The organism is Sphingomonas panacisoli (genome assembly GCF_007859635.1).
Classification (GTDB): domain Bacteria; phylum Pseudomonadota; class Alphaproteobacteria; order Sphingomonadales; family Sphingomonadaceae; genus Sphingomonas; species Sphingomonas panacisoli.
Window position 1 is genome coordinate 2,423,584 of sequence record NZ_CP042306.1, and the last position, 25,521, is coordinate 2,449,104.

Annotated in this window: 24 protein-coding genes and 2 pseudogenes; 14 read left to right on the top strand and 12 right to left on the bottom strand. The window is 65.7% G+C overall.

Features of this window, described 5'->3' with window-relative positions; translation table 11 throughout:
* The first annotated feature begins 8 nt into the window (after positions 1-8).
* From FPZ24_RS12180 to FPZ24_RS12195, 4 genes are read left to right on the top strand one after another with little or no spacing between them, the layout of a single operon-like run.
* A complete protein-coding gene (locus FPZ24_RS12180) occupies positions 9-1,850 on the top strand; it encodes an acetyl/propionyl/methylcrotonyl-CoA carboxylase subunit alpha (protein ID WP_146572361.1) in 1,842 nt (613 codons plus the stop codon).
* Entirely contained in the window at positions 1,843-2,751 is a 909-nt protein-coding gene (locus FPZ24_RS12185; protein ID WP_146572363.1) for a crotonase/enoyl-CoA hydratase family protein, read from the top strand. The genes FPZ24_RS12180 and FPZ24_RS12185 overlap by 8 nt, the downstream gene beginning before the upstream one ends.
* Positions 2,748-3,206 carry a GNAT family N-acetyltransferase gene (locus FPZ24_RS12190; protein WP_146572365.1) on the top strand — a complete coding sequence of 153 codons (459 nt, stop codon included), beginning with the start codon at positions 2,748-2,750 and terminating at the stop codon, positions 3,204-3,206. The genes FPZ24_RS12185 and FPZ24_RS12190 overlap by 4 nt, the downstream gene beginning before the upstream one ends.
* The gene (locus tag FPZ24_RS12195) at positions 3,206-3,658 is read left to right on the top strand and encodes a MaoC family dehydratase (RefSeq protein WP_146572367.1); all 453 of its coding nucleotides are present in this window, start codon (positions 3,206-3,208) and stop codon (positions 3,656-3,658) included. Before FPZ24_RS12190 ends, FPZ24_RS12195 begins: the two co-directional genes overlap by 1 nt.
* A gap of 78 nt (positions 3,659-3,736) precedes the next feature.
* Here the strand turns inward: FPZ24_RS12195 and FPZ24_RS12200 are convergent, their stop codons facing one another.
* The 10 genes and pseudogenes from FPZ24_RS12200 to FPZ24_RS12245 all read right to left on the bottom strand — a co-directional run bounded on the left by FPZ24_RS12200 (position 3,737) and on the right by FPZ24_RS12245 (position 10,953).
* Positions 3,737-4,090 carry a HesB/IscA family protein gene (locus tag FPZ24_RS12200; protein WP_146572369.1) on the bottom strand — a complete coding sequence of 118 codons (354 nt, stop codon included), beginning with the start codon at positions 4,088-4,090 and terminating at the stop codon, positions 3,737-3,739.
* A complete protein-coding gene (locus FPZ24_RS12205) occupies positions 4,090-4,554 on the bottom strand; it encodes an SUF system Fe-S cluster assembly protein (RefSeq protein ID WP_146572371.1) in 465 nt (154 codons plus the stop codon). Before FPZ24_RS12205 ends, FPZ24_RS12200 begins: the two co-directional genes overlap by 1 nt.
* Positions 4,551-5,761: pseudogene (locus tag FPZ24_RS12210) on the bottom strand (cysteine desulfurase). The gene FPZ24_RS12205 and the pseudogene FPZ24_RS12210 overlap by 4 nt, the downstream one beginning before the upstream one ends.
* Entirely contained in the window at positions 5,758-6,510 is a 753-nt protein-coding gene (locus FPZ24_RS12215) for a SufD family Fe-S cluster assembly protein (protein ID WP_146572373.1), read from the bottom strand. The pseudogene FPZ24_RS12210 and the gene FPZ24_RS12215 overlap by 4 nt, the downstream one beginning before the upstream one ends.
* Positions 6,507-7,277 (bottom strand): annotated as a pseudogene (gene sufC / locus FPZ24_RS12220) (Fe-S cluster assembly ATPase SufC); the annotation flags it as partial. The gene FPZ24_RS12215 and the pseudogene sufC, both read right to left, overlap by 4 nt.
* A 61-nt stretch (positions 7,278-7,338) precedes the next feature.
* Positions 7,339-7,746: a hypothetical protein gene (locus FPZ24_RS12225; RefSeq protein ID WP_146572377.1), complete on the bottom strand. Its 408-nt coding sequence runs from the start codon at positions 7,744-7,746 to the stop codon at positions 7,339-7,341.
* A 59-nt stretch (positions 7,747-7,805) separates the two neighbouring features.
* The gene (locus tag FPZ24_RS12230; RefSeq protein WP_186728815.1) at positions 7,806-8,060 is read right to left on the bottom strand and encodes a hypothetical protein; all 255 of its coding nucleotides are present in this window, start codon (positions 8,058-8,060) and stop codon (positions 7,806-7,808) included.
* Complete coding sequence (sufB, locus tag FPZ24_RS12235) at positions 8,060-9,523, bottom strand: Fe-S cluster assembly protein SufB (RefSeq protein ID WP_146572380.1); 1,464 nt, start codon at positions 9,521-9,523, stop codon at positions 8,060-8,062. Before sufB ends, FPZ24_RS12230 begins: the two co-directional genes overlap by 1 nt.
* Positions 9,524-9,532: 9 nt before the next feature.
* On the bottom strand, positions 9,533-10,009 hold the full coding sequence (locus tag FPZ24_RS12240) for an SUF system Fe-S cluster assembly regulator (protein WP_146572382.1): 477 nt from the start codon (positions 10,007-10,009) through the stop codon (positions 9,533-9,535).
* 89 nt (positions 10,010-10,098) lie between these two features.
* Positions 10,099-10,953: a helix-turn-helix domain-containing protein gene (locus FPZ24_RS12245; RefSeq protein WP_146572385.1), complete on the bottom strand. Its 855-nt coding sequence runs from the start codon at positions 10,951-10,953 to the stop codon at positions 10,099-10,101.
* 224 nt (positions 10,954-11,177) lie between these two features.
* Here FPZ24_RS12245 and FPZ24_RS12250 point away from each other — a divergent pair, with 224 nt between their 5' ends.
* The 3 genes from FPZ24_RS12250 (at position 11,178) to FPZ24_RS12260 (ending at position 15,866) form a co-directional block, all read left to right on the top strand.
* Positions 11,178-12,203 carry a quinone-dependent dihydroorotate dehydrogenase gene (locus FPZ24_RS12250; protein WP_146572387.1) on the top strand — a complete coding sequence of 342 codons (1,026 nt, stop codon included), beginning with the start codon at positions 11,178-11,180 and terminating at the stop codon, positions 12,201-12,203.
* Between the two features lie 44 nt (positions 12,204-12,247).
* Positions 12,248-14,017, top strand: coding sequence for a gamma-glutamyltransferase (ggt, locus tag FPZ24_RS12255; protein WP_186728817.1), 1,770 nt, complete (start codon positions 12,248-12,250; stop codon positions 14,015-14,017).
* Between the two features lie 64 nt (positions 14,018-14,081).
* Positions 14,082-15,866 carry an AMP-dependent synthetase/ligase gene (locus FPZ24_RS12260; RefSeq protein WP_146572390.1) on the top strand — a complete coding sequence of 595 codons (1,785 nt, stop codon included), beginning with the start codon at positions 14,082-14,084 and terminating at the stop codon, positions 15,864-15,866.
* A gap of 137 nt (positions 15,867-16,003) precedes the next feature.
* On the opposite strand, the gene FPZ24_RS12265 is transcribed toward FPZ24_RS12260, so the two are convergent.
* Positions 16,004-18,946, bottom strand: a complete 2,943-nt coding sequence (locus FPZ24_RS12265; protein ID WP_146572392.1) for a M16 family metallopeptidase — start codon at positions 18,944-18,946, stop codon at positions 16,004-16,006.
* 189 nt (positions 18,947-19,135) lie between these two features.
* Here FPZ24_RS12265 and FPZ24_RS12270 point away from each other — a divergent pair, with 189 nt between their 5' ends.
* A complete protein-coding gene (locus FPZ24_RS12270) occupies positions 19,136-19,930 on the top strand; it encodes an aspartyl/asparaginyl beta-hydroxylase domain-containing protein (RefSeq protein WP_240047452.1) in 795 nt (264 codons plus the stop codon).
* Here the strand turns inward: FPZ24_RS12270 and FPZ24_RS12275 are convergent.
* Complete coding sequence (locus tag FPZ24_RS12275) at positions 19,927-21,567, bottom strand: hypothetical protein (RefSeq protein WP_146572397.1); 1,641 nt, start codon at positions 21,565-21,567, stop codon at positions 19,927-19,929. The two genes, FPZ24_RS12270 and FPZ24_RS12275, sit on opposite strands and share 4 nt — an antisense overlap.
* A gap of 173 nt (positions 21,568-21,740) precedes the next feature.
* Here FPZ24_RS12275 and FPZ24_RS12280 point away from each other — a divergent pair, with 173 nt between their 5' ends.
* The 6 genes from FPZ24_RS12280 (at position 21,741) to rimI (ending at position 25,443) form a co-directional block, all read left to right on the top strand.
* Positions 21,741-22,730, top strand: coding sequence for a chymotrypsin family serine protease (locus FPZ24_RS12280; protein WP_146572399.1), 990 nt, complete (start codon positions 21,741-21,743; stop codon positions 22,728-22,730).
* Between the two features lie 41 nt (positions 22,731-22,771).
* Positions 22,772-22,996, top strand: a complete 225-nt coding sequence (locus FPZ24_RS12285) for a hypothetical protein (RefSeq protein ID WP_146572401.1) — start codon at positions 22,772-22,774, stop codon at positions 22,994-22,996.
* Between the two features lie 90 nt (positions 22,997-23,086).
* Positions 23,087-23,659: a NifU family protein gene (locus FPZ24_RS12290; protein ID WP_146572403.1), complete on the top strand. Its 573-nt coding sequence runs from the start codon at positions 23,087-23,089 to the stop codon at positions 23,657-23,659.
* Positions 23,660-23,696: 37 nt separating this feature from the next.
* A complete protein-coding gene (locus FPZ24_RS12295) occupies positions 23,697-24,293 on the top strand; it encodes a malonic semialdehyde reductase (RefSeq protein ID WP_146572405.1) in 597 nt (198 codons plus the stop codon).
* Between the two features lie 68 nt (positions 24,294-24,361).
* Positions 24,362-24,976: a tRNA (adenosine(37)-N6)-threonylcarbamoyltransferase complex dimerization subunit type 1 TsaB gene (gene tsaB / locus FPZ24_RS12300; RefSeq protein ID WP_186728819.1), complete on the top strand. Its 615-nt coding sequence runs from the start codon at positions 24,362-24,364 to the stop codon at positions 24,974-24,976.
* A complete protein-coding gene (gene rimI / locus FPZ24_RS12305; RefSeq protein ID WP_146572407.1) occupies positions 24,973-25,443 on the top strand; it encodes a ribosomal protein S18-alanine N-acetyltransferase in 471 nt (156 codons plus the stop codon). The genes tsaB and rimI overlap by 4 nt, the downstream gene beginning before the upstream one ends.
* The last annotated feature ends 78 nt before the right edge of the window (positions 25,444-25,521 follow it).

Consider the following 25,521-nt stretch of genomic DNA (forward strand, 5'->3'; position numbering starts at 1 on the left):
TCGCCGACATGTTGAAATCGCTTCTCATCGCCAATCGCGGCGAGATCGCCTGCCGCATCATCCGTACCGCGCGTGAGATGGGTATTCGCACGGTCGCGGTGTATTCGGATGCCGACGCCAACGCGCTGCACGTCCGCCAAGCCGACGACGCGGTGCATATCGGGCCGTCGCCGGTGCGCGAAAGCTATCTGGTCGGCGACAAGATCATTGCCGCGGCCAGGCAGACCGGGGCGGAGGCGATTCATCCGGGCTATGGCTTTCTTTCGGAGAATGCCGATTTTGCGCAGTCGGTGAAGGACGCCGGGCTGATCTGGGTCGGCCCCAACCCCGCCAGCATCCGCGCGATGGGCCTGAAGGACGCCGCCAAGGAGCGGATGATCGCCGCCGGTGTGCCGGTGACGCCGGGTTATCTCGGCGAGGATCAGCGGCCTGATCACCTCAAGGCCGAAGCGGACAAGATCGGCTACCCCGTACTGATCAAGGCGGTCGCGGGCGGTGGCGGCAAGGGGATGCGGCGCGTGGATGCCGCGGAGGACTTCGCCGACATGCTGCAGTCATGCCAGCGCGAGGCTGCATCGTCGTTCGGCGATGACCGCGTGCTGATCGAAAAATACATCCTGAGCCCGCGCCACATCGAAGTGCAGGTGTTCGGTGACAGCCACGGCAACGTCGTCCACCTTTTCGAACGCGATTGCTCGCTGCAACGGCGCCACCAGAAGGTGATCGAGGAAGCCCCCGCCCCCGGCATGGACGCCGACACGCGCGAAGCGATCTGCGCCGCTGCGGTACGCGCGGCCCAGGCGGTCGATTATGTCGGCGCGGGCACGATCGAATTCATCGCCGACGCGAGCGAAGGCCTGCGCGCCGATCGCATCTGGTTCATGGAAATGAACACGCGGCTGCAGGTCGAGCACCCGGTGACCGAAGAGATCACCGGGCAGGATCTGGTCGAGTGGCAGTTGCGCGTCGCGAGCGGCGAGCCCTTGCCCTGCGCGCAGGACGAGCTCGAGATCAACGGCTGGGCGATGGAAGCGCGGCTCTATGCCGAGGATCCGGCCAAGGGCTTCCTCCCCTCGATCGGGCGGCTCGAAGCGTTCGACCTGGGCGACGAAGCCCGCATCGATACCGGGGTCGAGCAAGGCGCCGACATCTCGCCCTTCTATGACCCGATGATCGCCAAGGTTATCGCGTGGGGCGAGGATCGCGAGGAAGCGCGTGAGACCCTCGCCGATGCGCTGTCCGACGCGATCGTCTGGCCGGTGCGGTCGAACGCCGGGTTCCTGGTCGAAGCGCTGGAGCATCATGCCTTCGCGTCGGGTGAGGTCGATACCGGCCTGATCGCGCGCGAAGGCGACGCGCTGATGCCGAATGCGAAGCCGAGCGAAGAAGCGCTGGCCGATGCGGCGGCGGCCTTGATCGGCGACGTGCCGATGGCCGGGTTTCGGCTCAACGCGGCCCCGCGCACGCTCGGCACGTTCCTGCTCGATGGTGCGCCGGTGACGATCGATCGGGCCGATCCCGAGGCCGGGTCGCAGCCGACGGAAAATCTGCTGATCGCCGAGGACGGCCAGACCTGGCAGCTCGCGCATTGGCGCGCGGCTGGCGGCGCTGGCGGTGCGACCGGCGACGGCGCGATCCTGGCGCCGATGCCGGGCCGCGTGATCTCGGTCGATGTCGCGGCGGGCGATACGGTGACCAAGGGGCAGAAGCTGCTGACCCTCGAAGCGATGAAGATGGAGCACGGCCTGACCGCGCCGTTCGACGGCACCGTCGCCGAACTCAACGCGTCGTCGGGTGCGCAGGTGCAGGTCGATGCCCTGCTCGCGCGGATCGAGAAAATTGATGGCTGAGCCGGCGCAGATCGCCATCGATCTGACCGACCGCATCCTGACCATCACGCTCGACCGCCCGGCGGCGATGAACGCCTTCACCGCGCAGATGATGCAGGAGATGGTCGCCGCATTCGACCGCGCAGATATGGATGACGAGGTCCGCGCGGTGATCGTCACGGGCAGCGGCGATCGTGCCTTCTGCGCCGGGGCCGACCTGTCGGGCGGTTCGGCGACGTTCGACTATGCCAAGCGTGGCAACGATTTCGGCCATGCCAGCTCCCCGCTCCGCCCGGATGGATCGGTCGATTACGACCATCCCGGCGTGCGCGACGGCGGAGGGATGCTGTCCCTGCGCATCTTCCAGTCCAAGAAGCCGGTGATCGGCGCGATAAATGGCGCCGCGGTCGGGATCGGTGCGACGATGACGCTACCGATGGACTTCCGCCTCGCCGCCGACGGCGCGCGGTTCGGCTTCGTGTTCGCGCGGCGCGGGATCGTGCCGGAGGCCGCGTCGAGCTGGTTCCTGCCGCGCTTGGTCGGCATCTCGACCGCGCTCGACTGGTGCTATTCGGGGCGACTGGTGTCGGCGGTCGAAGCGCAGCAAGCGGGGCTGGTGCGATCGGTCCACGCCCCCGGCGATCTGCTGAATGCTGCACGCGATTTGGCGCAGCAATTGACCGCGCAATCGGCGCCCGTTTCGGTCGCGCTGACGCGTCAGATGATGTGGCGAATGATGGGCGCGGCATCGCCGATCGACGCGCACCGGCTGGACAGCCGGCTAGTCTGGTCGCGCGGATCGAGCGCCGATGCGAAAGAGGGGGTCGCGTCGTTCCTTGAGAAGCGCGTGGCCGATTATCCCGACAAGGTTTCCAGCGACTTACCGCACTTTTCGCCATGGTTGGATGAGCTGGAGTGGTGAGCTATCGCGAGGCGACCGCGGCCGACCTGCCGGTGATCATCCGCCTACTCGCAGAGGATCAGATCGGTGGTCGCAAGGACGATCCCGGACCGCCGCTCGACCCCGTTTATGCTGCAGCATTTGCTGCGATCGACGCGGACCCCAATCAGCGGCTGATCGTCGCCGAAATCGACGGTGCGGTGATCGGCACGATGCAGCTCAGTTTCCTCCCCGGCCTGCTCAACCGCGGCGCGTGGCGCGGGCAGATCGAGGCGGTCCGCATCGCCGCAGACCGGCGCTCGCAGGGACTGGGAGAACAGTTGATCGCCTGGGCGCTCGAACGCTTCCGCGAGCGCGGCTGCTTCATGGCGCAACTCACGTCGAACAACGATCGTGTCGCGGCGCATCGGTTCTACGAACGGCTCGGCTGGCAAAAGAGCCATGCCGGGTTCAAGCTGTATCTGGAGGCCCATTGATGCCCGGCAAATTCTTCGACGAATGGACGGTCGGCGAGACGATCGAGCATCCGCTCCGTCGCACGGTGACCGAGACCGACAATCTGCTGTGGTCGACGATGACCCACAACCCGCAGCCGCTCCACCTCGACGCAGAGGCCGCGAAGGCCAGCGAGTTCGGCCGCATCCTGGTCAACGGCACCTTCACGTTCAGCCTGATGGTCGGGATCACCGTCGCGGAGACGACGATGGGCACGCTCGTCGCGAACCTGGGCTATGATAAGCTCGTGATGCCCAAGCCGGTGTTCATCGGCGACACGCTCCACGCGACGAGCGAAGTGACCGAGTTGCGCGAGAGCAAGTCGCGGCCGAACGCCGGGCTGGTGACGTGGAAGCACCGCATGCTCAACCAGCGCGGCGAGGTGGTGTGCGAATGTTTGCGGACGGCGTTGTTGCTGCGGACAGCGAAATAACGTCATCCCGGCGAAGGCCGGGATCGCTGGCGATGGCGCGATACTGCTAACGGCCCCCGCCTCCGCCGGGGCGACGAGTTAGACCGTAAACGACTCCCCGCACCCGCATTCGCCCTTGGCGTTGGGGTTCTGGAATACGAAGCCCGCGGCGAAATCGTCCTCGACCCAGTCCATCGTCGATCCGACCAGATACAGAATCGACCCGCCATCGACATAGAGCGTGCCGCCTGGCGTCTCGATCTTCTCGTCGAACGGCTTGGCTTCGGTGACGTAGTCGACCGAATAAGCGAGGCCGGAACAGCCGCGCCGCGGGGTCGACAGCTTGACGCCGATCGCCTCTTCGGGCGCCTTCGCCATCAGGTCGGCGATGCGAGCCTCGGCATTGGGGGTAAGGATGAGCGCCGCAGGACGCTGGCGGAGCGTGGTAGCCATTAGAGCATCCCCAGTTCGAGCTTGGCTTCGTCGGACATCTTCTGCGGGTCCCACGGCGGATCCCACACCAGATTGACGTCGGCGAACGCGACGCCCGGCACGCTGGCGACGCGCAGTTCGACCTCGGCGGGCATGGATTCCGCGACCGGGCAATGCGGCGTGGTCAGTGTCATCGTGACCGCGGCATGGCCATCGTCGGTCACCTCGACGCCGTAGATCAGCCCGAGGTCGTAGATGTTCACCGGGATTTCGGGGTCGTAGATTTCCTTAAGCGACGCGATGATCGCTTCATAGAGTTCGCCCCCCGGCTCGCCCCCGGCCAGCGGTTCGGGCTTCTGTGCCAGGAATCCGGCGAGATAGTCGCGCTTGCGTTCGAACGTCTCGCCCGCGCCCTCGACGCGCGCCTTGGGCGGCGCCTCCACAGCGTCCACTTCTTCTACCGCAATCTTGCGTTCTTCGTTCATCCGAAGATCCTCGTTACCCGTTCCACGCCGGCCGCCAATGCCTCGACATCGGCCAGCGAATTATAGACCCCAAAACTCGCCCGCGCGGTCGCCGGCACGCCGAGCATGTCCATCAGCGGCTGCGCGCAATGATGCCCCGCGCGGATCGCCACCGAGCTCTCGTCCAAGATGGTGGCGACGTCGTGCGGATGCACCCCTCGACCGCGAAACTGACGATCCCGGCAGCGTCGGCCGGGCCGAACAGTCGCACCGAATTGATCTGGCCGAGCCGATCGCGCGTCGCGGCGACTAGCGCGGTCTCGTGCGCGTGAATGCGGTCGAGCCCGATGCTGTCGACATAATCGATCGCGGCGTGCAGCCCGACCACACCGACGATATGCGGCGTCCCCGCCTCGAACCGGCCCGGTGGCAGAGCGTAAGTCGTTTTCGCGAAGGTCACGCGGTCGATCATCGACCCGCCGCCCTGATACGGCGGCATCGCGTCGAGCAGATCGTAACGGCCCCACAGCACGCCGATGCCGGTCGGACCGTAGAGCTTGTGGCCCGAGAAGACGTAGAAATCGCAACCGATCGCGGCGACATCGACCGTCATGCGCGGCACCGCCTGACACCCGTCGAGCAGGATCTTCGCGCCGACGGAATGCGCGATCTCGGTCGCGCGCTTGGCGTCGAGCACCGAGCCGAGCACGTTCGACACATGCGCCAGCGCGACCAATTTGTGCTGCGGCGTGATCATCGCCGCCATCGCATCGAGGTCGATCCGATCGTCGTCGGTCAGCGGCACGACGTCGATCGCGGCACCGACGCGCTCAGCGACCATCTGCCACGGGACGATGTTCGAATGATGCTCGAGCGCGGACAGCAGGATGCGGTCGCCCGCCTTGAGCTGCTCCCCCGCCCAGCATTGCGCGACGAGGTTTATCCCCTCGGTCGCGCCGCGGACGAACACCACTTCGCGCTCGTCGCCGCCGATAAACTTAGCGACCCGCCGCCGCGCCGCTTCATAGGCCAGCGTCATATCGGCCGACCGCTGATACACGCCGCGATGCACCGTCGCGTAGGTCTCGCCATAGGCCCGCGCGATCGCATCGAGTACCGGTCGCGGCTTCTGCGAGGTCGCGGCGGTGTCGAGATACGCCCATCCCGCCGGAATCGCAGGGAAATCGGCGAGTACATCGAGCGGGCGCGCGTCGGCGATGACGCTCACAACACCCGCTCCAGCGCCGCCTGCGCGACTGCTTCGACGCCCTCGCGTTGCACCGCGTTGCCGATCCCGTCGAACACGCTGCCGATAAAGGCACGGAGCAGCATCGCCTTGGCGTCGGCCGGCGCGATCCCGCGGCTCTGCAGATAGAACAAGGCGTTGGCGTCCAATTCGCCGACCGTCGCGCCGTGCGCGCACTTCACGTCGTCGGCGAATATTTCGAGCTCGGGCTTGGCGTTGGCGGTCGCGGTGCGGGTCAGCAGCATCGCCTTCACCGACTGGCTGGCGTCGGTCTTCTGCGCGTCCCGCGCGACCGCGACCTTGCCGAGATACGACCCCGTCGCCTTGCCGCCCAGCACCGTGCGGACGACTTGGTTGCTGGTCGCGTTCGGCTGGACGTGATTGAGCGTCGTGACGATCTCGAGATTCTGGTCGCCGCCACCAATGATCGCGCCCGCGAGTTCGAAATGCGATCCTTCGTGACACGTCACGTCGATCGACACGCGACCGAACTTGCCGCCGATGTTGAGGATGTTGAACGCCGCCCGCGCGTCGCGTTCGAGAATGACGATAAAGTCCTGCACCGCCACCGCACCGGCCTCGGCGTCCTGCACGATCAGCCGCGCGATCTCGTCACCTGCCGCGACGCGGACCACCTCCGGCCCGGCGACCGGCCATACGCCGGCGAGCGCATCGAGGTCGCTATACCGCCACGCCTCGTCGCGCCGGGTCGGGAGCGTCAGCAACGTCACGCTGCGACCGCTCCATAGCCTTCGCGTTCGAGCTGCACCGCCAGTTCCGGCCCGCCCGACCGTGTGATCCGCCCGGCCTCCAGCACGTGCACGAAATCGGGCCGCACATAATCGAGCAGCCGCTGGTAATGCGTGATCAGCACCACCGCCTTGTCGGGCCGCCGCATGATGCGATTGATGCCGTCGCCGACCACGCGCAGCGCGTCGATGTCGAGACCGCTGTCGGTCTCGTCGAGGATCGCGAGTTTCGGGTCGATGATCCCCATCTGCACCATCTCGTTGCGCTTCTTCTCGCCGCCGGAGAAACCGACATTGACCGGTCGCTTGAGCATCTCGGCGTCCATCGACAGCGCGCCCGCCTGCGCCCGCGCCAGTTTCAGGAAATCGCCACCCGAAAGCGCCGCTTCGCCCCGCGCGCGACGTTGCGAATTGAGCGCCTCGCGCAGGAACTGGACGTTCGACACGCCCGGAATCTCGACCGGATATTGAAAGCCCAGGAACAGCCCCGCCGCCGCGCGTTCGTGCGGCTCCATGTCAAGGAGGTCAAGCCATTCCCCATCCTCTGTGCTCCGGCGAAGGCCGGAGCCTTGGCCATCATCGCCAACGCTCCGGCCTTCGCCGGAGCACGCAGAATTGGCGAGGAATCGCACGCTTCCCCCAGTCACCTCATAGCCCGGCCGCCCGCCGAGCACGTAGCCCAGCGTCGACTTGCCCGCGCCGTTCGGCCCCATGATCGCATGCACCTCGCCTGCGTTCACCGTCAGGCTGAGGCCCTTGAGGATTTCCTTGCCGTCGATGTCGGCGTGGAGGTTATCGATCGTCAGCATCTTATTTCTCGGTCCCACGGCCAGCGCATTGCGTCAGATATTGCTGGCGAAAATAATACATCATGTCCTGTTCGAGCCGGTCGAGCGTGCGCTGGTCGTCTAGCGCGCGTTGGCGGTCGTCGAGCCCTTCGCGCACGAGGGTCAGCGCGGCCTCGGTATCGGTCGTTTTCTCGCCCGACACCTTCTCGCCCGAATGCAGCTTGCGGCGGCGTTCGGCGAGGTCGCTGCGCGCCTGCGCGATCGCCCGCTGTTCGGCATAGGCATCGATCAGGAAGGTCGAGTGCCGCGCGATCGTGTCGTTGACCGTCTTGGTCACGACCGCGCGATCGCACTTCGCGACCGCCTTGCTGAGCGCGTCGAAATCGGTCGGGTCGGCCGTGGTCGCGGCGGAGAGGGCAAAGGCGATCATGCGAAGCCCTTGCAATGCTGTTCGCTAGCAACCACGCAAAATCTATACGTCCGGAGCATCTAGCAGGCCCTTGGGAACGAGATAGCGACGCGTCGATCACGATCGAGAAAGTTCTCGTCAGCTCGATTGTGTGGATCACCTTCATACGAAGCATATTCAAGTTCGGACAAATCACGCCCCAACTCGCGAACCTCCAGCGGCATAGGGTCCGCCATCCAGTAAACTGTCTTGAAGTCGCCCCAGTCGGAGACCACGGTTTCACGACGCACACCCAACGACTCTGCTAGCTTTAACAGCTGCTCGACCGCCGCCATCACCCCACGCTCCCCTCAAGGCTGATCCCAAGCAGCTTCTGCGCCTCGACCGCGAATTCCATCGGAAGTTGCTGGAGCACTTCCCGCGCGAAGCCGTTGACGATCAGCGCGACCGCGGCCTCCTGATCCAGCCCGCGCTGCATCGCGTAGAACATCTGGTCTTCGCTGATCTTGCTGGTCGTCGCCTCGTGCTCGATCTGCGCCGACGGGTTACGCACCTCGATATAGGGCACGGTGTGTGCGCCGCATTCCGACCCGAGCAACAGGCTGTCGCACTGGGTGAAGTTGCGCACGCCCTCCGCGCCCGGCGCCACACGCACCAGCCCGCGATAGGTGTTCTCCGACCGCCCCGCCGAAATCCCCTTCGACACGATCGTCGATCGTGAGCCCTTGCCGTTGTGGATCATCTTGGTGCCGGTATCGGCCTGCTGGCGATTGTTGGTCACCGCGACCGAATAGAATTCGCCGACGCTGTTCTCGCCGTTCAGGATACAGCTCGGATATTTCCAGGTGATCGCGCTGCCGGTCTCGACCTGCGTCCACGACACCTTGCTGTTCTTGCCCTGGCACAGCGCGCGCTTGGTGACGAAATTGTAGATGCCGCCCTTACCGTTCTCGTCGCCGGGATACCAGTTCTGGACGGTCGAATATTTGATCTCGGCATCGTCGAGCGCGACCAGTTCGACCACGGCGGCATGAAGCTGATTCTCATCGCGCATCGGCGCGGTGCAGCCTTCGAGGTACGAGACGTACGCGCCCTTGTCGGCGACGATCAACGTGCGTTCGAACTGGCCGGTATTCTCGGCATTGATGCGGAAATAGGTCGATAGCTCCATCGGGCAACGCACGCCCTCCGGCACGTACACGAACGTCCCGTCGCTGAAGACCGCGCAGTTGAGCGCCGCGAAGTAATTGTCATGCTGCGGCACGACCTTGCCCAGCCATTTGCGGACGAGGTCGGGATATTCGCGGATCGCCTCGCTGATCGAGCGGAAGATGACGCCAGCGGCCTCGAGCTCCTTGCGGAACGTCGTTGCGACGCTGACCGAGTCGAACACCGCATCGACCGCGACCTTGCGCGCGCCCTCGACGCCCGCAAGCACCTTCTGCTCCTCGATCGGGATGCCAAGCTTCTCGTAGACCTTCAGGATCTCGGGGTCGACCTCATCAAGCGACCCCAGCTTCGGCTTCGCCTTGGGCTCGGCGTAATAATAAGCGTCCTGATAGTCGATCGGATCGACGTTGAGCTTGGCCCAGTCGGGCATCTCCATCGTCAGCCACAGCCGATACGCCTTCAGCCGCCAGTCGAGCATCCATTCGGGCTCGTTCTTCTTGGCGGAAATGAACCGAACGGTGTCCTCGGACAGGCCCTTGGGCGCGAACTCCTGTTCGATGTCCGAGGAGAAGCCCCATTCATACTGCTTGTTCGCGGCGGCATGCGCCTCGGCGTTCTTGGTCGCCATGTTACGCGCTCACCCCAAATACCGTTCGTGCTGAGCTTGTCGAAGCACGTGGCTCCCACGCCCTTCGACAAGCTCAGGGCGAACGGAAGAAAGGGAGGCTAATGATACCCCCGCCAGCGCCCCCCGCACGGCACCATTTACCGCGTTCCAGTGCGGCTTCACCTTGCAGCTTTGTTCCACGCAGCAATCGTGCGCGCCGTGATCGACGCAGGCGGTCATCGCGATCGGCCCCTCGATTGCCTCGACGATATCGGCGAGACTGATCGTCGCAGGCGGGCGCGAGAGACGGAAACCCCCGCCGGTACCGCGCTGGCTTTCGATCAGGCCCGCGGCGCTGAGCTTGCTCACCAGCTTCTGCACCGTCGGCAGCGGCAGGCCGGTCTCGTCGGCGAGGCTAGTCGCGTTGAGACGACCGATACCCCCACAATGCCGCGCGGCGGCGGACATCATCACGACCGCATAGTCGGCGAGACTGGATAGTTTCATTACTGCGAACGATTCTCAAATCGGATCAATTCGATCCGATTGGCCATGTGGGCGCGGACCTGCGCGCCGTCAACCCGATTCAGAACGAATTACGTCTCCGAAATCAGCGTCTTCACTTGCCCGTTCAGCGCGGTGCGCTGGGCGACGGTGATCGCGGCCAGCGCGGTCGGCTGGTCGCGGATTTGCTTTGGGGTCAGCCCGGTGAATTGCTTGACCTCGCGGATCAGGTGCGACTGATCGTAGAAACCGTGGCCGACCGCGTCGTCGAAGCTGAGATCACGGCCGCGCATCGCCACCGCCGCCCGTAGCGCGCGGAATTTGCGCGCGAGCAGCTTGGGCGGCGCGCCATAGATTGCGTTGCACTTGCGTTCGACCTGCCGCCGCGACAGCCCGGTCGCGGTGATCAGATCGTCGATTTCGGGCGAGTTGCTGTCCTCCAGCCACGAATCGACCTGACGCGCGAACTGCACCACATCGTCGCACGCATCGCCGACCAGATCGCGGATCAGACAGGTGGCGATCGCGGCCATTTCGTCGATGTCGCGCGCCGCCTGAAACTGCGCGCGTGCCGCCATTATCCGTTGGCCGAGGACGGCGACGCCGTCGAGCATCCGATTGAGCGCGTTCGACGCGTCGCCGCCCATCATCGCGCCCCAACCGCCGGCGGTCACGCCCCAGCCGAACAGCCGTACCGGCCCTTCTGCGCGAACCTTGAACGCTGCACTGGTGGGGCCGAGCACGTGGACGGGGGGCGCCTGCTGCACCGTACCGTCGGGAAAATGATATTCGGCGGCGCCGTCATCGAGGCGGAATCGCACCTGGGCGTGATCCGCACGTTCCGTATCCTCGAACACCGCCAAGTCGGTGTTAAAGAAGTAGAATAACGTAGCGTAATCAGCAACATCGGGTCCGGGAACCCGATAGTCGAGCCCAATATCACTCACGAAAAGGTGCGCCCCTCTATGCTTTCGTGATGTCGCTTTTATACGATTTTTCTTGGGCAGACCATAAAAAATCGGCCCGGTCTTCCAGGGAAGACCGGGCCGTCGAGGGAAAGAACCCCTCCCAGGGCCCTTCGGGTCGCAGCTCTCGTCTACGAGGCACTTGCCGAGTCGTATTGGATGGATTCGCCGTTTTGCGAATTTCTCGCATAGTGCCATGGCGGGACATGAGCTTTGCTTTGCGCCCATTATTGTTCGCGTTCGATGCCGAGCGCGCGCACGGTCTGACGATCGACATGCTCGCGGCATGGGGTACAGCCGGTACGCCGATGGCCACGAGCACGCCATCGCTTCCGGTGACGGTGGCGGGGCTGACCTTCCCCAATCCGCTCGGGCTGGCGGCGGGCGCCGACAAGGACGGGCGCGCGATCGACGGCTTTTTGGCGCTCGGGTTCGGCGCGGTCGAGATCGGGACGCTGACCCCCCTGCCTCAGTCCGGCAATCCGAAGCCGCGGCTGTTCCGGTTGATCGAGGATCGGGCGGTGATCAACCGGATGGGCTTCAACAATGGTGGTCTCGCCGCGGCTCTGCCCCGCGCCAAGGCGGCACGACGGAAAGGCGTCTTGGGTATCAACGTCGGCGCGAACAAGGACGCTGCCGACCGTATCGCCGACTACGAGACCGGAGTCGCCGCTGCGGCGCCCACCGCCGACTACGTCACGATCAACATCAGTTCGCCCAACACGCCGGGCCTGCGCGACTTGCAACACGGCCCTGCCCTGACCGATCTGCTCGCGCGATCGGCAGCCGCACGCGGCACGACGCCTCTGTTCCTCAAGGTCGCGCCCGATCAGGAGCCCGCGCAGATCGACGAAATCGCCAAGGCCGCGATCGATGCCGGTGTGGACGCGCTGATCGTCGGCAATACCACGGTCGGCCGCCCCGCGCTCCGGTCGGCGAACGCAACCGAGCAAGGCGGGCTGTCCGGCGCCCCGCTCGCCAGCCTCGCCGCGCAGCGCCTCGGAGATTTCCGCAAGGCCACCGGCGGCGAGCTCATGCTCATCGCGGCGGGCGGGATCGACAGCGGCGCCGAAGCCTATGCCCGCCTCCGCGCCGGCGCGAGCCTCGTCCAGCTTTACTCGGCGCTCGTGTACGAAGGCCCCGGCCTGCCGCGCCGTATCCTCCGGGAGCTCGACGCTCTGCTCAAGCGCGATGGGTTTACGAGCGTCGCGGACGCGGTCGGCGCTGGGTGACGTAGCGTCTTGCCACCCCGGCTGACCCCGCTAGGGTCGGTGGCATGAAGAGACTGATCGCCGCAGCCGCCCTTCTCCTGCCGCTCGTATTTTCGATCGCCGATCCCGCGCCGGCGCGCCAGCCCGTCCGGCCGGTCGTCGCAAAGCCCGCAACGGGCATGGTCAGCGCGGCGGACCCACGCGCCGCTGCGGCTGGGGTCGAGATCCTCAACGCCGGCGGCAACGCGACCGACGCCGCGATCGCGACGATGCTCGCGCTCAACGTGGTCGAGCCGCAAAGCTCGGGCATGGGCGGCGGCACGTTCTTCGTCCGCCATGACGGCACGACCGGCAAGCTCAACACGATCGATGGTCGCGAAGCCGCACCGGCCGCCGCGGACGGGAAGTGGTTCTACGACGCGCAGGGCAACCCCCTGAACCACTTCGCCGCGGTCCCGGGCGGGCGCAGCGTCGGGGTGCCCGGCCAGCTCCGCGTCATGGCGATGGCGCATGCGCAATCGGGCAAGCTGCCCTGGGCGCGGCTGTTCCAGCCCGCGATCCGGCTGGCCCGCGAAGGCTTCGCCGCGTCGCCGCGGCTGGTCAACGCCCTCGTCTCCTACTCGCGACACGTCGATGCCGGCACGCGGGCGATCTTCATGGATCCGACCGGCAAGCCGTGGCCCGTCGGGACGATCATCAAGAACCCCAAGCAAGCGGACCTGTTCGATCGCGTCGCGCGCCTGGGGCCGGATGCATTCTATAGCGGCGGCACCGCGAGCCGCATCGTCTCGACGGTCAACAACGCCGAACGCAATCCGTCGAAGATGGTGCTGAGCGACGTCACGACCTATCGCGCCAAGGCTCGCCCGCCGCTGTGCGGCACGTATCGCGGCTATCGCATCTGCGGCATGGGTCCGCCGTCATCGGGCGGCATCGCCGTGATGATGATCCTGAAGCAGCTCGAGCGGTTCGACATGGCCAAGCTGGGCAGGGATTCGCCCGTCGCCTGGCACCTGTTCGCCGAAAGCAGCCGCCTCGCCTACGCCGACCGCGACATGTATGTCGGCGATCCCGACTTCGTCACCGTCCCGCTGACCGGGCTGCTCGACCCGAAATATATCTGGTCGCGCTCGGTGCTGATCTCGCCCGACAAGTCGATGCAGGACGTGAAGGCCGGCACCCCGGCTGGCGCACCGCCGCGCAAGCGTGTCGCACCGAGCGAGACTCCGGGTACCACCGATCTCGTCGTCACCGACAAGACGGGCAACGTGGTCGAAGTGACCACTACCATCGAAGGCCCGTGGGGATCGGGCCTGTCGGTCGACGGCATCATGCTCAACAACGAGCTGACCGATTTCGACATCGTGCCGGAGAAGGACGGCTATCTCGTCGCCAACCGCGTCGCCGGGGGCAAGCGCCCGCGCAGTTCGATGGCGCCGACGATCGTCTACGGCCCGGACGGCAAGGTCCGGCTCGCGATCGGTGCGGCCGGCGGCTCGACGATCATCGCGCAGGTGGCGAAGGCGATCATCGCGGTCGTCGACTGGAAGATGAGCGCGCAGGACGCGATTGGGCTCGGGCTGATCTATTCGCCGGGTGGCACTGCGGTGGCCGAGTCGGGAACGCAAGCCGAAGCGATGGTGCCGCAATTGCGCGCGCTCGGCGAGAAGGTCGTGGTCGGCCCGCTCGGTCTCAAGGCCAACGCGATCGAGCGCGTCGGTGGCCGCTGGGTCGGCGCCGCCGATCCGCGCAGCGAAGGCGTCGCGATGGGCCAGGACGGCAGCGTGACGGTGATCGAACGCGCCAAGATGCCGGCGAACCGGCCATCGGAATAACCTCCCCGAAAACGGGGATCGGACGCAGCCGAAAACGGCGCGTCATCGCAGGAGAGAAAGCCCGATGCGGCAGCTTGAACATTTCCCGAACCTCGTCGCGATGTTCTTCGCGCGAGCGGCGGCGGGCGGCGACGCGCCGTTCCTGTGGCATAAGGAAGGCGACGCCTGGGTTTCGCAGAGCTGGGCCGACGCCGCGCGCCAGGTCGCCAGCCTCGCCGCCGGCCTGAAGGCGATCGGGCTGCAGCCCGGCGACCGCGTGATGCTAGTCAGCGAAAACCGCCCCGAATGGTGCATCAGCGACCTCGCGATCATGGCCGCCGGCTGCGTGACGGTGCCGACCTACATCACCAACACCGAACGCGACCACACGCACATCCTGGAGAATTCGGGCGCACGCGCGGTGATCGTCTCGACCGCCAAGCTCGCCCGCCCGCTCCTCCCGGCCGCGATCCGCGCGAGCGAGGCGAAGGTCGTGATCGGCATCGACGATCTGCGGGTGATGCAGACGGGAACGCTCGATCACTATCAATGGTCCAAGCTGATCGCCGACCATCCGACCGACCCCGCCACCATCGTGTCCGATGCCAAGCGCGACGACCTGGCGTGCATCATCTACACCAGCGGCACCGGCGGCGCGCCGCGCGGGGTGCAGCAGCATCACGGCGCGATCCTGCACAATGTCGCGGGCTGCTGCGCGGTAATCTCGGAGGATTTCGGCTGGGAGGATGAGGTGTTCCTCTCGTTCCTCCCCCTCTCCCACGCCTACGAACATACCGGCGGCCAGCATTTCCCGATCGGGCTCGGCGCGCAGATCTATTACGCCGAAGGACTGGAGAAGCTGGCGAGTAATATCGAGGAGGTTCGTCCGACGATCATGGTCGTCGTGCCGCGCCTGTTCGAGGTCCTGCGCACGCGGATCGTCAAGGCGATCGAGAAGCAGGGCAAGCTCTCGAACTACCTGCTCGACCGCGCGGTCTCGATCGGCGGCAAGAAGGCGGCGGGCGGCGTCCCGTTCTACGACCAGCCGATGAACCTGATCGTGAAGCGGCTGTTGATGCCCAAGATTTCGAAGCGGTTCGGCGGGCGGATCAAGGCGATGGTGTCCGGCGGCGCTCCGCTCAACCCGGAAATCGGCATTTTCTTCCAGTCGCTCGGACTGACCTTCCTGCAGGGCTATGGTCAGACCGAGGCCGCACCCGTCATCTCGTGCAACCGCCCGAGTGCGGGGCTCAAGATGGACACGGTCGGCCCGCCGCTGCCCGATACAGAGGTGGTAATCGCCGAGGACGGAGAGATTCTGGTCCGCGGCGAACTCGTCATGCACGGCTATTGGCGCAACCCGGAAGAAACCGCGCGTGTCCTGAAGGACGGCTGGCTGCATACCGGCGATATCGGCGAGATCGACGAGCGCGGGCGGATCAAGATCACCGACCGCAAGAAGGACCTGATCATCAACGACAAAGGCGACAATGTGTCGCCCCAGAAGATCGAGGGTATGCTGACGCTGCAGCCCGAAATCGGCCAGGCGATGATCACTGGCGACCGGCGGCCCTACATGGTCGCGTGCATCGTTCCCGATCAGGAGTGGACGCAGGAATGGTGTGCCCGCACCGGCGCGCTGTGCGACCCGAAGGCGCTGATCGACGACCTCGACTATCGCGCCGCTTTGATGGCCGCGGTCGAGCGCGTGAACAAGGATCTGTCGGTGATCGAACGCGTCCGCCGCTTCATCCTGGCCGACGGACCGTTCACGATCGAGAACCAGCAGATGACGCCCAGCCTGAAGATCCGGCGCCACGTGCTGAAGGAAGTCTACGGCGAACGGCTGGACGCGTTGTATAAATCATAGATCCTCCCCGGGACGGGGGAGGTGGCAGCCGCAGGCTGACGGAGGGGGCGGGCCTCAAACGATCCGCGTGAGGCTGTCCCCCTCCACCACTCGCTGCGCGAGCGGCCCCCCTCCCCGTCCCGGGGAGGAGCTTTAGCTTACTGCCCCGCGGCCACCGTCAGACCTGACTTCGCGGCAACGGCCTTCGGGACGACTTCCATCGTCCAGTCTCTGTCGGGCCGCAGATACTTCGCCGCGACCGCCTGCAGTTCGGTCGCGGTGATGCCGTTATAGTCGATAATGATCGACCGCGCCGCCTCGACGATGCGCGGATCGTACGTCGCGCCGCCCAGCAGGTTGAGCCAGAACCCATTGCCGGTCGACGAGCGCAGCACGTACTGGATCATCGGCTCCTTCACGCGCTTCAGCTCGTCGTCGCTGATCGGGTTCTTGGCGAGATCGGCGGCGATTTCGCGCGACAGGCGGAAGAACAATTCGGTCTTGTCGGGTGGCACTTGGCCGACTGCCATCACGCGGCCGCCAGCGCTCATCCCGGTCGGCCAGCTCGACTGCACGCTGGGGCTGTAGCTCGCGCCCGATTCGGTGCGCAGGCGGTCGAACAACCGATCGCTGAACACTTGCGCGAGCACTTCCAGCTTGCGGCTTTCCGCAATGCCGTCGACCCCGCCGCCGGTCGGCCAGGCGATCAGCGCGACGGCCTGGTCGGGCCGCCCGTTATGCGTGCGCACGACCGGAGTCGCATTGTGCGCGGGGAAGCGAACCGGCGCGGCTTCCGCCGACACGGGGTTGCGCGGCTTGAGCGCGCCGAGCGTCTTGGCGACCGCGGCGATCGCCTCTTCCGCCTTGACGTCGCCGAACACCTGCACCTCGATCGACCCGCTCGCCAGCACCGGCTGCCAGAACGACTTGAAGCTCGACGGCGTCAGCGCATCGACCACCGGCTTGGGCGGCATGCCCCAGCGCGGATCGCGATCGTGGAGGAAATATTCGAGGTCGCGGCTCAGCACGCCGTCGGGCGACGCCTCCAGCCCGGCGAAATTGTTTGACAGCAACGCCTTGGCGCGCGCGATCGGCGCGGGATCCCAACCCGGCGTCGCCAGCTTGTCGGCAAGCAAGCGGAGCTGATCCTGATAGTCGGCCGGCGAGCTGACCGCGCCGAGCACGAAGGCGTCGTCGTCGATCCCGAAATCCATCCCCAGCCGTCGGCCGGTCATCAACTGATCGAGCTGTTCCTGACCCAGGTCGCCGATCCCGCTCTGCACCAGCGCCAGGTCGCCCGCCCAGGCCGGCGTCCGCTTCTTCGACGGCAGCGCATTATATCCGCCGCCCCAGCGCACGCGGACATAGACGCGGTTGGTCTCGCCGGAATTGGGGTAAAGCATCAGCCGCACGCCGTTGGAAAAGACGATCTTCTCCATCTCGATCTCGGGCAGCATCTCGCGACTCACCACGGTGCCGGGCGTGCCGAGCGGCGGCAGCTTCGAGAAATCGACCGCGGCGAGCGCCGTGCGCTTGGTCACCAATTTCGACACGTCCGCCGTCAGCGCGGCGGCGAGCTTGGCGCCGGCCCCGGTGTCGGGCGCCGGCGTCGAGACGAACGCGCGCGTCGCGTCGCCTTCGAAGATGCGCTTGGTCGACGCCAGGATCGACGCCGGGGTGAACATGCCCTTCTTCCACGCATCGGTCAGGATCGCGTACGACACGTCGGGCGCCGCCACCGTTTCGCGGATGTCGAGTGCGGAGACCATGTTGTCGGCCTGCGCCGACCCGGCCTCGACTCGCGAGGTATCCACGCCATTCTTCATCGCCGAGGCATATTCGGCATATTCGCGATCGAGTTCGGCCTGGCTCGGCGGGTTGGTCATCGCATCGGCGATCACCGCGCGCACATCCTTCAGCGCCTGTTCCCAATTGTTGCCGACCGGCTGGATCTGCACCGTCGTGGCATTCGTCGACCGCGCGATATCGTCGAGATTGACCCCGGCGGCGATAAAGCTGCCGCCACTCCGCGCGCGCGATTCGAGCCGCCGGTTGATGATCTGCACCGCGAGCTGATCGACCAGCCGCTTCTGATTGAACAGCACCAGATCCTGGTTGAATTTCCATGGCCGCAGCACCGCCATCGACACCACGGTCGGGAGGCCCGGTTCGACGAGCGAGCCGGTTATCGGCTGCTTGGTCGCGGGCGTCCCGAAGTCGGGATCGACGGGGTTCGCGCCCTTGCCCTTCCAGCTTGCAAAATTCTTGTCGACCAGCTGCTCGAACACCACCGGGTCGATGTCGCCCGAAATGATCACGACCGCGCGTTCCGGGCGGTACCATCTGTCGTGGAACGCGCGCAGCGACGCCGCCGTCGCCGCATTCAGCGTCTTGGTCGTGCCGATCGGCGAGCGCGTCGCGAACGGCTGGCCGGCGAAGATCGTGGCGCGCATCGCATCGCTGTATCGCACCTGCGGCCCCGGCGCTTCGCGTTGCTCGGCGAGGACGACCGGCCGCTCCGAATTCACAACCTTGTCGTCGAAGCTGGGCGCTTCCATCATCCCCGACAGGATCTTCAGACTCTCATCGACCGTCTCGGGCGTGGCCGAGGGCAAGTCGAGCTTGAACACCGTCTGGGTGAAGGTCGTCGAAGCGTTGGTGTCGGAGCCGAACGTCGCGCCGAGCCGCTGCCAGGTACGCTTCGCTTCGTTGTCGGCGACATACGCGCTGCCGCGGAACACGAGGTGCTCCATGAAGTGCGCGAAGCCTTGCTCACTATCGTCCTCATACAGCGACCCGGCGTCGATGCGGACGCGGATCGAGACTTGCCCCGGCGGCACCCCGTTCTTGCGCACCGCATAGCGCAGCCCGTTGGGCAGCGTGCCGAAATGCCAGTTGAGGTCGGGCGTGATGTCGCTGCCCTTGAACAGCCAGGGCGAGCGATCGACTTCCGGACGGATCGCCGGCGTTGCCGCGGCGGCCGGCGGCGTGGCGGCCGCGGGTTTCTTGCGCGACACGGTCTGCGCGATCGCGGGGATCGACAGGCTGACGGTGAGGGCAACGAGAAGCGAGACGCGGCGCGCGCGGGTCATGGTCGGCATAAGCGCTCCGTGTAGGGATTCGATTCTTAACGGGCAATGGCTGGAGCGCCACGGCCGAAAGATCACGATTACCGCCCTAAATCGCCATGTTTTGGTCAAACCCCATTTCTAGCGCGTTCTGTGGAGCCGCCGATCGGGGCGGACGTTGAGGAGCCGTGGTCGGGGAGGCGCGGCCGGAAGAGGCTGGTTGTGAGCGTATACGAAAAGATCGAACGGGCGACGGCAACGCTTTCCCCGTCGCCGGCGGAGCAGGTCGCGAACGCCAAGCGCCCGCTGATCATCCGCTACGGCAAGCATCTGCGCGGCTTCTTCGACCGGCTGATCGCGTCGTCGTCGCTCGTCTCCAACGACCCGGTGCTCGACGTCCGCGATTTTCCCTGGACGCACATCCTCCGCGAAAACTGGCAGGCGATCCGCGACGAGGCTATCCGTGCGGCACTCGGCCAGAACTCGCCATCACTCGCCAGCGTGTCGCCCGATCATCGCGCGATCGCGCCGGTCGATAAATGGCGTAGCTTCTTCCTGTGGGGCTACGGCTACAGCATCGACGAGAATCTCGACCGCTGCCCTGTGACCGCCGCGACGATCGCGAAGATTCCCCACCTCAACAGCGCGTTTTTCTCGATCCTCGCGCCCGGCACGCATATTCCCGCGCATCGCGGCGTGACCAAGGGGCTGATCACGTGCCACCTGGGGCTGATCGTACCCAAGGACGGCGACGTCCGCATGCGGGTCGACGACCGCATCGTCCGCTGGTCGGAGGGAGAGACGCTGGTATTCGACGACACCTACGACCACGAAGTGTGGAACGACACGCAGCACACCCGCGTCGTCCTGCTGATCCAGGTCCGCCGGCCGTTACGCAATCCCGGCAAGTGGATTTCGGACGCGTTCCTCAACGTCATCCGCCGCTCCGCCTTCGTCCAGGAAGCGCGCGACAACGTGCTGGCATGGAACGCCGCGGTGAAGCAGCTCGACGTCTAGGCTCGGATCGAAAACAGGATCGCGTTGCTGATCGCGTAGACCGCGCCGTCGGCCCCGATCAGCGTCGGCGTATAGGCCTGGCCCAGGCCCGCGGTGATCTTAATACTCTGCGACAGCGTGTTGTTCGTCAGGTCCCAGCGATAGACGATCCCGTCCTCGTTATTCGCCAGGATCGACTTGCGCGCGGGATCGGCGGCCATCGTGTTGATGCACCATTCGCGCCGCCCGGTCCCGGATGTGCCGTCGGGCGTCGGGCCGAGGATGGTCAGGATTTCCTTCATCACCTGTACGCTCGGCGTGATGAAGTCGGCCTGACTCGCCTTGGGGTCGAGGATGGCGAGCTTGTTCATCCCGTCGCCCGTCCCGGCGCCGGCATAATTGTTGTACTTCACCGCGAGCAGATAGGTCGATGTGCCCGCATAGGTCGGCACCATCGACGCCGGGATGATGCTGGGCGACACGTCCCAGCCGAAGCTGCCCGGCACGCCCACCGGATTGAGCGAGGCATCGAACTGCAACAGCCAACCGCGCCCATTGTGCGTGCCGAAGGTCGGTTCGAGCACGCCGTAGAAGACGCGCCCGTCCGATCCGATCACCGGCGCCGCGGTGCCGTCGTCGCTGATCCGCGCCGCCGTCCCCGTGCTCGGATCGTTCAACGCGACCTTCGCGCGGGTCGCCAGCGTCGTGGCGTTGAGCGCGAGCAGATAGCCGCGCGGCGTCGCGCCGGCCGTGTTGACCGCGATATAGACCGTCGCGCCGTCGGCCGAGATGGCGGGCGCGCAGTTCATCGCCGGCTTGATGATCGCGGCATCGCCAGCCGCCGTCGTGGCGCTGACCCAGCTGCCCACACCGTCCGCTCCGATGCGCGCGATGCCGCTCACCAGTCCGCCCGGGCTCGTGCCGGTATTCACCTGGAAGCCGAAAAACACGTTGCCGTTCGCATCGGCGGTCAGCGGCGTGCAGACGAACACGTTGGCGTCGAACGCCGCCGCATTCGCGGTATAGGTCGCGTCGCCGTAGAAGGTCAGCGACTGCATCGCGCTGGTCGCCGCATCTGGGTCCGCGCGCACCGCCAGCCGGCCGCCGACATCCGGGACGTACAGCTTGCCCTGCGCGGTCAGCAGTACGTTGTAGGGCGGCAGCCAATTGTGCGGCGGCGGCGCGTAGTTGTTGGTCATCGACCAGATCAACGTGTTGGTCGCGCCGTTCCGACCCTCGATCCGATAGCCGCCATTGGCGCCCGTCTTCACCGGTACGACGATCGTGTTGCGCGTGGTCGAGACCGGCGAACCGTAATGCGTCAGCAGCGCGCCGTATGACGTATATTGCGGCTGCATGTCGACCGGCGTCGACCAGGCGATCCGCCCGAGATCCTGAGATGTGTTCGCGCTGACCGCCGTGTGCTGGGCATCGTGGCCGTAGCTGAACCAGGCAGCGCCGACGACCGGTGCGGGCGTCGGGGTCGGCGTGGGTGTCGGAGTCGGCGCGGGCGTGGGCGTCGGTGTCGGCGTTCCCCCGCCCCCACCGCCATCGCCGCACGCGGCGAGCAACGCCGACGACGACAGCATCAGCACGGCGCTGCGGCGCGATACCAGATTGGGGACAATGTCGGCGGGCGGAACTGGACGCTTGCTCATCATGACACCTTACGCCTTCGATCAGGGAACGCCCTGACCCAGTCGACTATATCACCCATGACGCGGACGTCCATTCGCGTCCGGTCTCAGGACAACTAGATCGATAACGGAGGCAACCCTTTGCGCGAGGATGCACCGCCGCATAGCGCTCCCCAAAAGCAGGGGGGATTGAAGTGGAACTGGCGTCCGTTCGCGCACTAAAAGAAGAAATCTCCGATATCGTCGCACCGATCGTCGAGCAGCAGATAGCGGCCCGTAAATTCGGATTGCCCGCATCGCCGATCGTCCACGCCTCGCTGCCGCAACGATCGGTCGCATTGGGTATCGCGGCATCGGACAAGGGCTATCGCCTGGCCGTTCGCACGCAGCGGCGCATGCTCGAGGAAAACGACAAGCTGCTGGCCGATATTCAGAACCGCGCCCGCGGCGAAGCCGACATTCGCTATGTCGGCCAGTTGTTCAAGCAAACACCGTGGCACCAATGCCGCCAGCGCCCGCTGAAAATCGGGGTGTCGATCGCGCATTGCGACGTCACGGCCGGCACGTTGGGCGCGTTCGTCAAACGACCTGGCGACGACCGCGTGTTCGTCCTCAGCAACAATCACGTCCTCGCCAACGAGGATGCGGGCAACGCCGGCGACCTCGTTCTGCAGCAAGGTCGCTATGACGGCGGACTCAACCCCGACGACCGGGTCGGGACATTGGCCGAGTGGATCAAGTTGAGCCCCTCGAACAATCTGGTCGATGCGGCGATCGCAGCATTGGACGACGGCGCCGAGACCCTGCTACGCGAGCTCTACGGCCTGGGAAGTCTGCAAGGATGGGCCGAGGGAACGCTATTGCCCGGTGCGTCGGTATCGAAGATCGGCCGGACGACGGGCCTGACGCGCGGCACCGTGACCGCCGTCGAACTGGACGACGTCGTGGTGTCATATGATCGCGGTAACCTGTCGTTCGATCGGCAGATCGAGATCGAGGGGATCGGCGACAGCGCGTTCAGTGCCGGCGGCGACAGCGGTTCGCTGATCGTCGATGAGGATATGCACGCGGTCGGGCTGTTGTTCGCCGGGGGCGATCACGGCGCGTCGAACGGCAAAGGATTAACCTATGCGAACGATATTGGCGCCGTGCTGGACGCCCTGCAGATAGACCTCGCGATCTGAAACCGCTCGCCTTCGAACCCAAGAAGGAATATATCGCCGCCATGACGATCACGCTTGAACAAGCTCGCGAAGCTAAATCACAAGCGCTGACGATGTCGCGCCAGGCGGCTTGGCCCGCGACGGGGGTCGGGATCGGACAGGCGCTCGGCGGGCTGGCGGTCAAGGTCAATCTATCGAGCAAGCCGAGGAAAAGATTGCCGGAAATAATCAACGGCGTTCCGGTCGTCTATGAAATCACCGGCAAGATCAGAAAACGCGGCCTCTGATCGCGAGGGCGGCCAAAGGTCGCCGCATGGAAACATTTCCTTTCCCGATGCGCGCTTGATCCACCGACCAATCGCGCCCACATCGCGACCATGCTGATCGAGACCGAGACCACGCCCAACCCGGCGACGCTGAAGTTCCTGCCCGGCCGCGCCGTGATGGACGGCGGCACGCGCGATTTCGCGACGCCCGAGGAGGCCGAGGCGAGTCCGCTGGCCGAGGCGATCTTCAACCTGGGCGACGTGACCGGTGTGTTCTTCGGCCGCGATTTCGTGTCGGTCACGGCTGCCCCGGGAGTGGAATGGCCGGGACTCAAGCCGGATGTTCTCGCGATCCTGCTCGACCATTTCAGCGCCAACATGCCGCTGTTCAAGCCGGCGTCGGCGAACTTCAGCGTCCCCGCCGACGACGAAGGCCTGGCCGATGATCCCGCCGATGCCGACATCGTCGCGCAGATCCGCGAGCTGATCGACACCCGCGTCCGTCCCGCTGTCGCCAATGACGGCGGCGACATCGTCTATCGCGGGTTCGACAAGGGCAAGGTGTTCCTGCGCATGCAGGGCGCGTGTTCGGGCTGCCCGTCGTCGACCGCGACGCTGAAGAACGGGATCGAGCAATTGCTCAAATATTACGTCCCCGAAGTCACCGAAGTCCGCGCGGTCTGATCCGCCGACCCCGACCACGCAATTACTGGAGATAGTTATGGGCAAGCCGCTCAGCGATGACGCTTTGGATACGCTGTTCCGCACCGCGCGGACCTATAACGGTTACACCGACGAACCCGTTAGCCAGGATCAGCTTCGCGCGATCTGGGATCTGATGAAGTTCGGCCCGACCTCCGCCAACCAACTGCCCGCGCGGATGGTGTGGTGCGTGACCGACGAGGCCAAGGCCAAGCTCGCCGCCTGCGCCAGCGCGCAGAACGCGCCCAAGATCCTAGCCGCGCCGGTCAGCGTCGTCATCGGCATGGACACCAATTTCCACGAGCATCTGCCCGAACTGTTCCCGCACAACCAGACCGCGAAGAGCTGGTTCGACGGCAATGCCGAGCTGCGCGAGGCGTCGGCGTTCCGCAATTCGTCGCTGCAGGGCGGCTATTTCATCATGGCGGCCCGCGCGATCGGGCTCGACGCCGGGCCGATGTCGGGGTTCGACAACGGCAAGGTCGATGCGGCGTTCTTCGCCGACACGCCGGCGGTCCGGTCGAACTTCATCTCGACGCTCGGCCATGGCGACCCCGCGACGATCTTCGACCGCTCGCCGCGCCCCGCGTTCGAGAAGTTCAACACTGTTGCCTAATATCGTCGCCCCAGCGAAAGCTGGGGTCTCCTGAGGCTTGAGACCCCAGCTTTCGCTGGGGCGACGGAATGGATTTGCGAACCCTAGTCATCGAAACCGCCACCGCCGCTTGCTCGGTCGCGTTGATCGAGGGCCGGCGCGTGGTTGCGCGCCGCCACGAAGTCGTCGGCCGCGGCCATGCCGAACGACTGGTGCCGATGATCGCCGAACTGCCCGACGGCGGCCGTGCCGACGAGATCCTGGTCGATGTCGGCCCGGGCAGCTTCACCGGCATCCGTGTCGGGATCGCCGCGGCGCGCGGGCTCGGGCTCGGCTGGAGCGTCCCGGTGCATGGCTATTCGTCGTTGCCGCTAATCGCCGCGACCGCCTTCGCCGCCGACCCGTCGCGCGACCGCCTTGCCGTTGTTCTGGAGGGTGGGCATGGTGAGGTGTTCATGCAGCCGTTCACCGCCGACCTCTTCGCCGCCACCGCCGATCTGGCGTCGCTGCCGCCCGCCGACGCGGAAGCCAGGCTCGACGGCGCGCGGCCGGTCGGGAATGGCGTGCGCTTCCTCGGCGTGGAGGGCGACGACGCGCTGCCCGACGCGGCCGACGCGATCCTTTTGCCGCCCGCTCTCATCCAACTCCCACCGCGTCCGATCTATGGCCGCGCCCCCGACGCCAAGCCGATGGCCGAACGGTGAGCACCGCCGCGATCGACTTGCGCGAGGGCGACGTCCGCGACCTCGACCGTGTCGATCGCATGATGGCCGACGCCTTCGACTCGCGCTGGGGTGAGGCATGGACGCGCAACCAGGTGATCGGCATCCTGGCGGTCCCGGGCGTGTGGCTGACGATCGCCGAACAGAACGGCCAGGCCGCCGGATTCGCGCTGGTACGTGGCGTACTCGACGAAGCCGAACTGCTGTTGCTCGCGGTTATACCCGAAATGAGGCGCAAGGGCGTGGGCGCGGCGTTGCTGCGCTCCGTCGTCAGCGACTGTGCGATGCGCGGGATCGATTCGCTGCATCTCGAAGTGCGCGACGGTAACGATGCACTCAAATTGTATAGAAATTCGGGATTTACCAAGATCGGCGAACGGCGCGATTACTATCGCGGTGCAGATGGGCGAAGCTATTCGGCCTTAACCCTGCAACGCTCAACACGATGAGATCATCTTAACACGCCGATTTGGTACTTGCGCGTCACAAAGATCGGGATCAAAGGTCGGATTCGGGGGAAGCAAAAA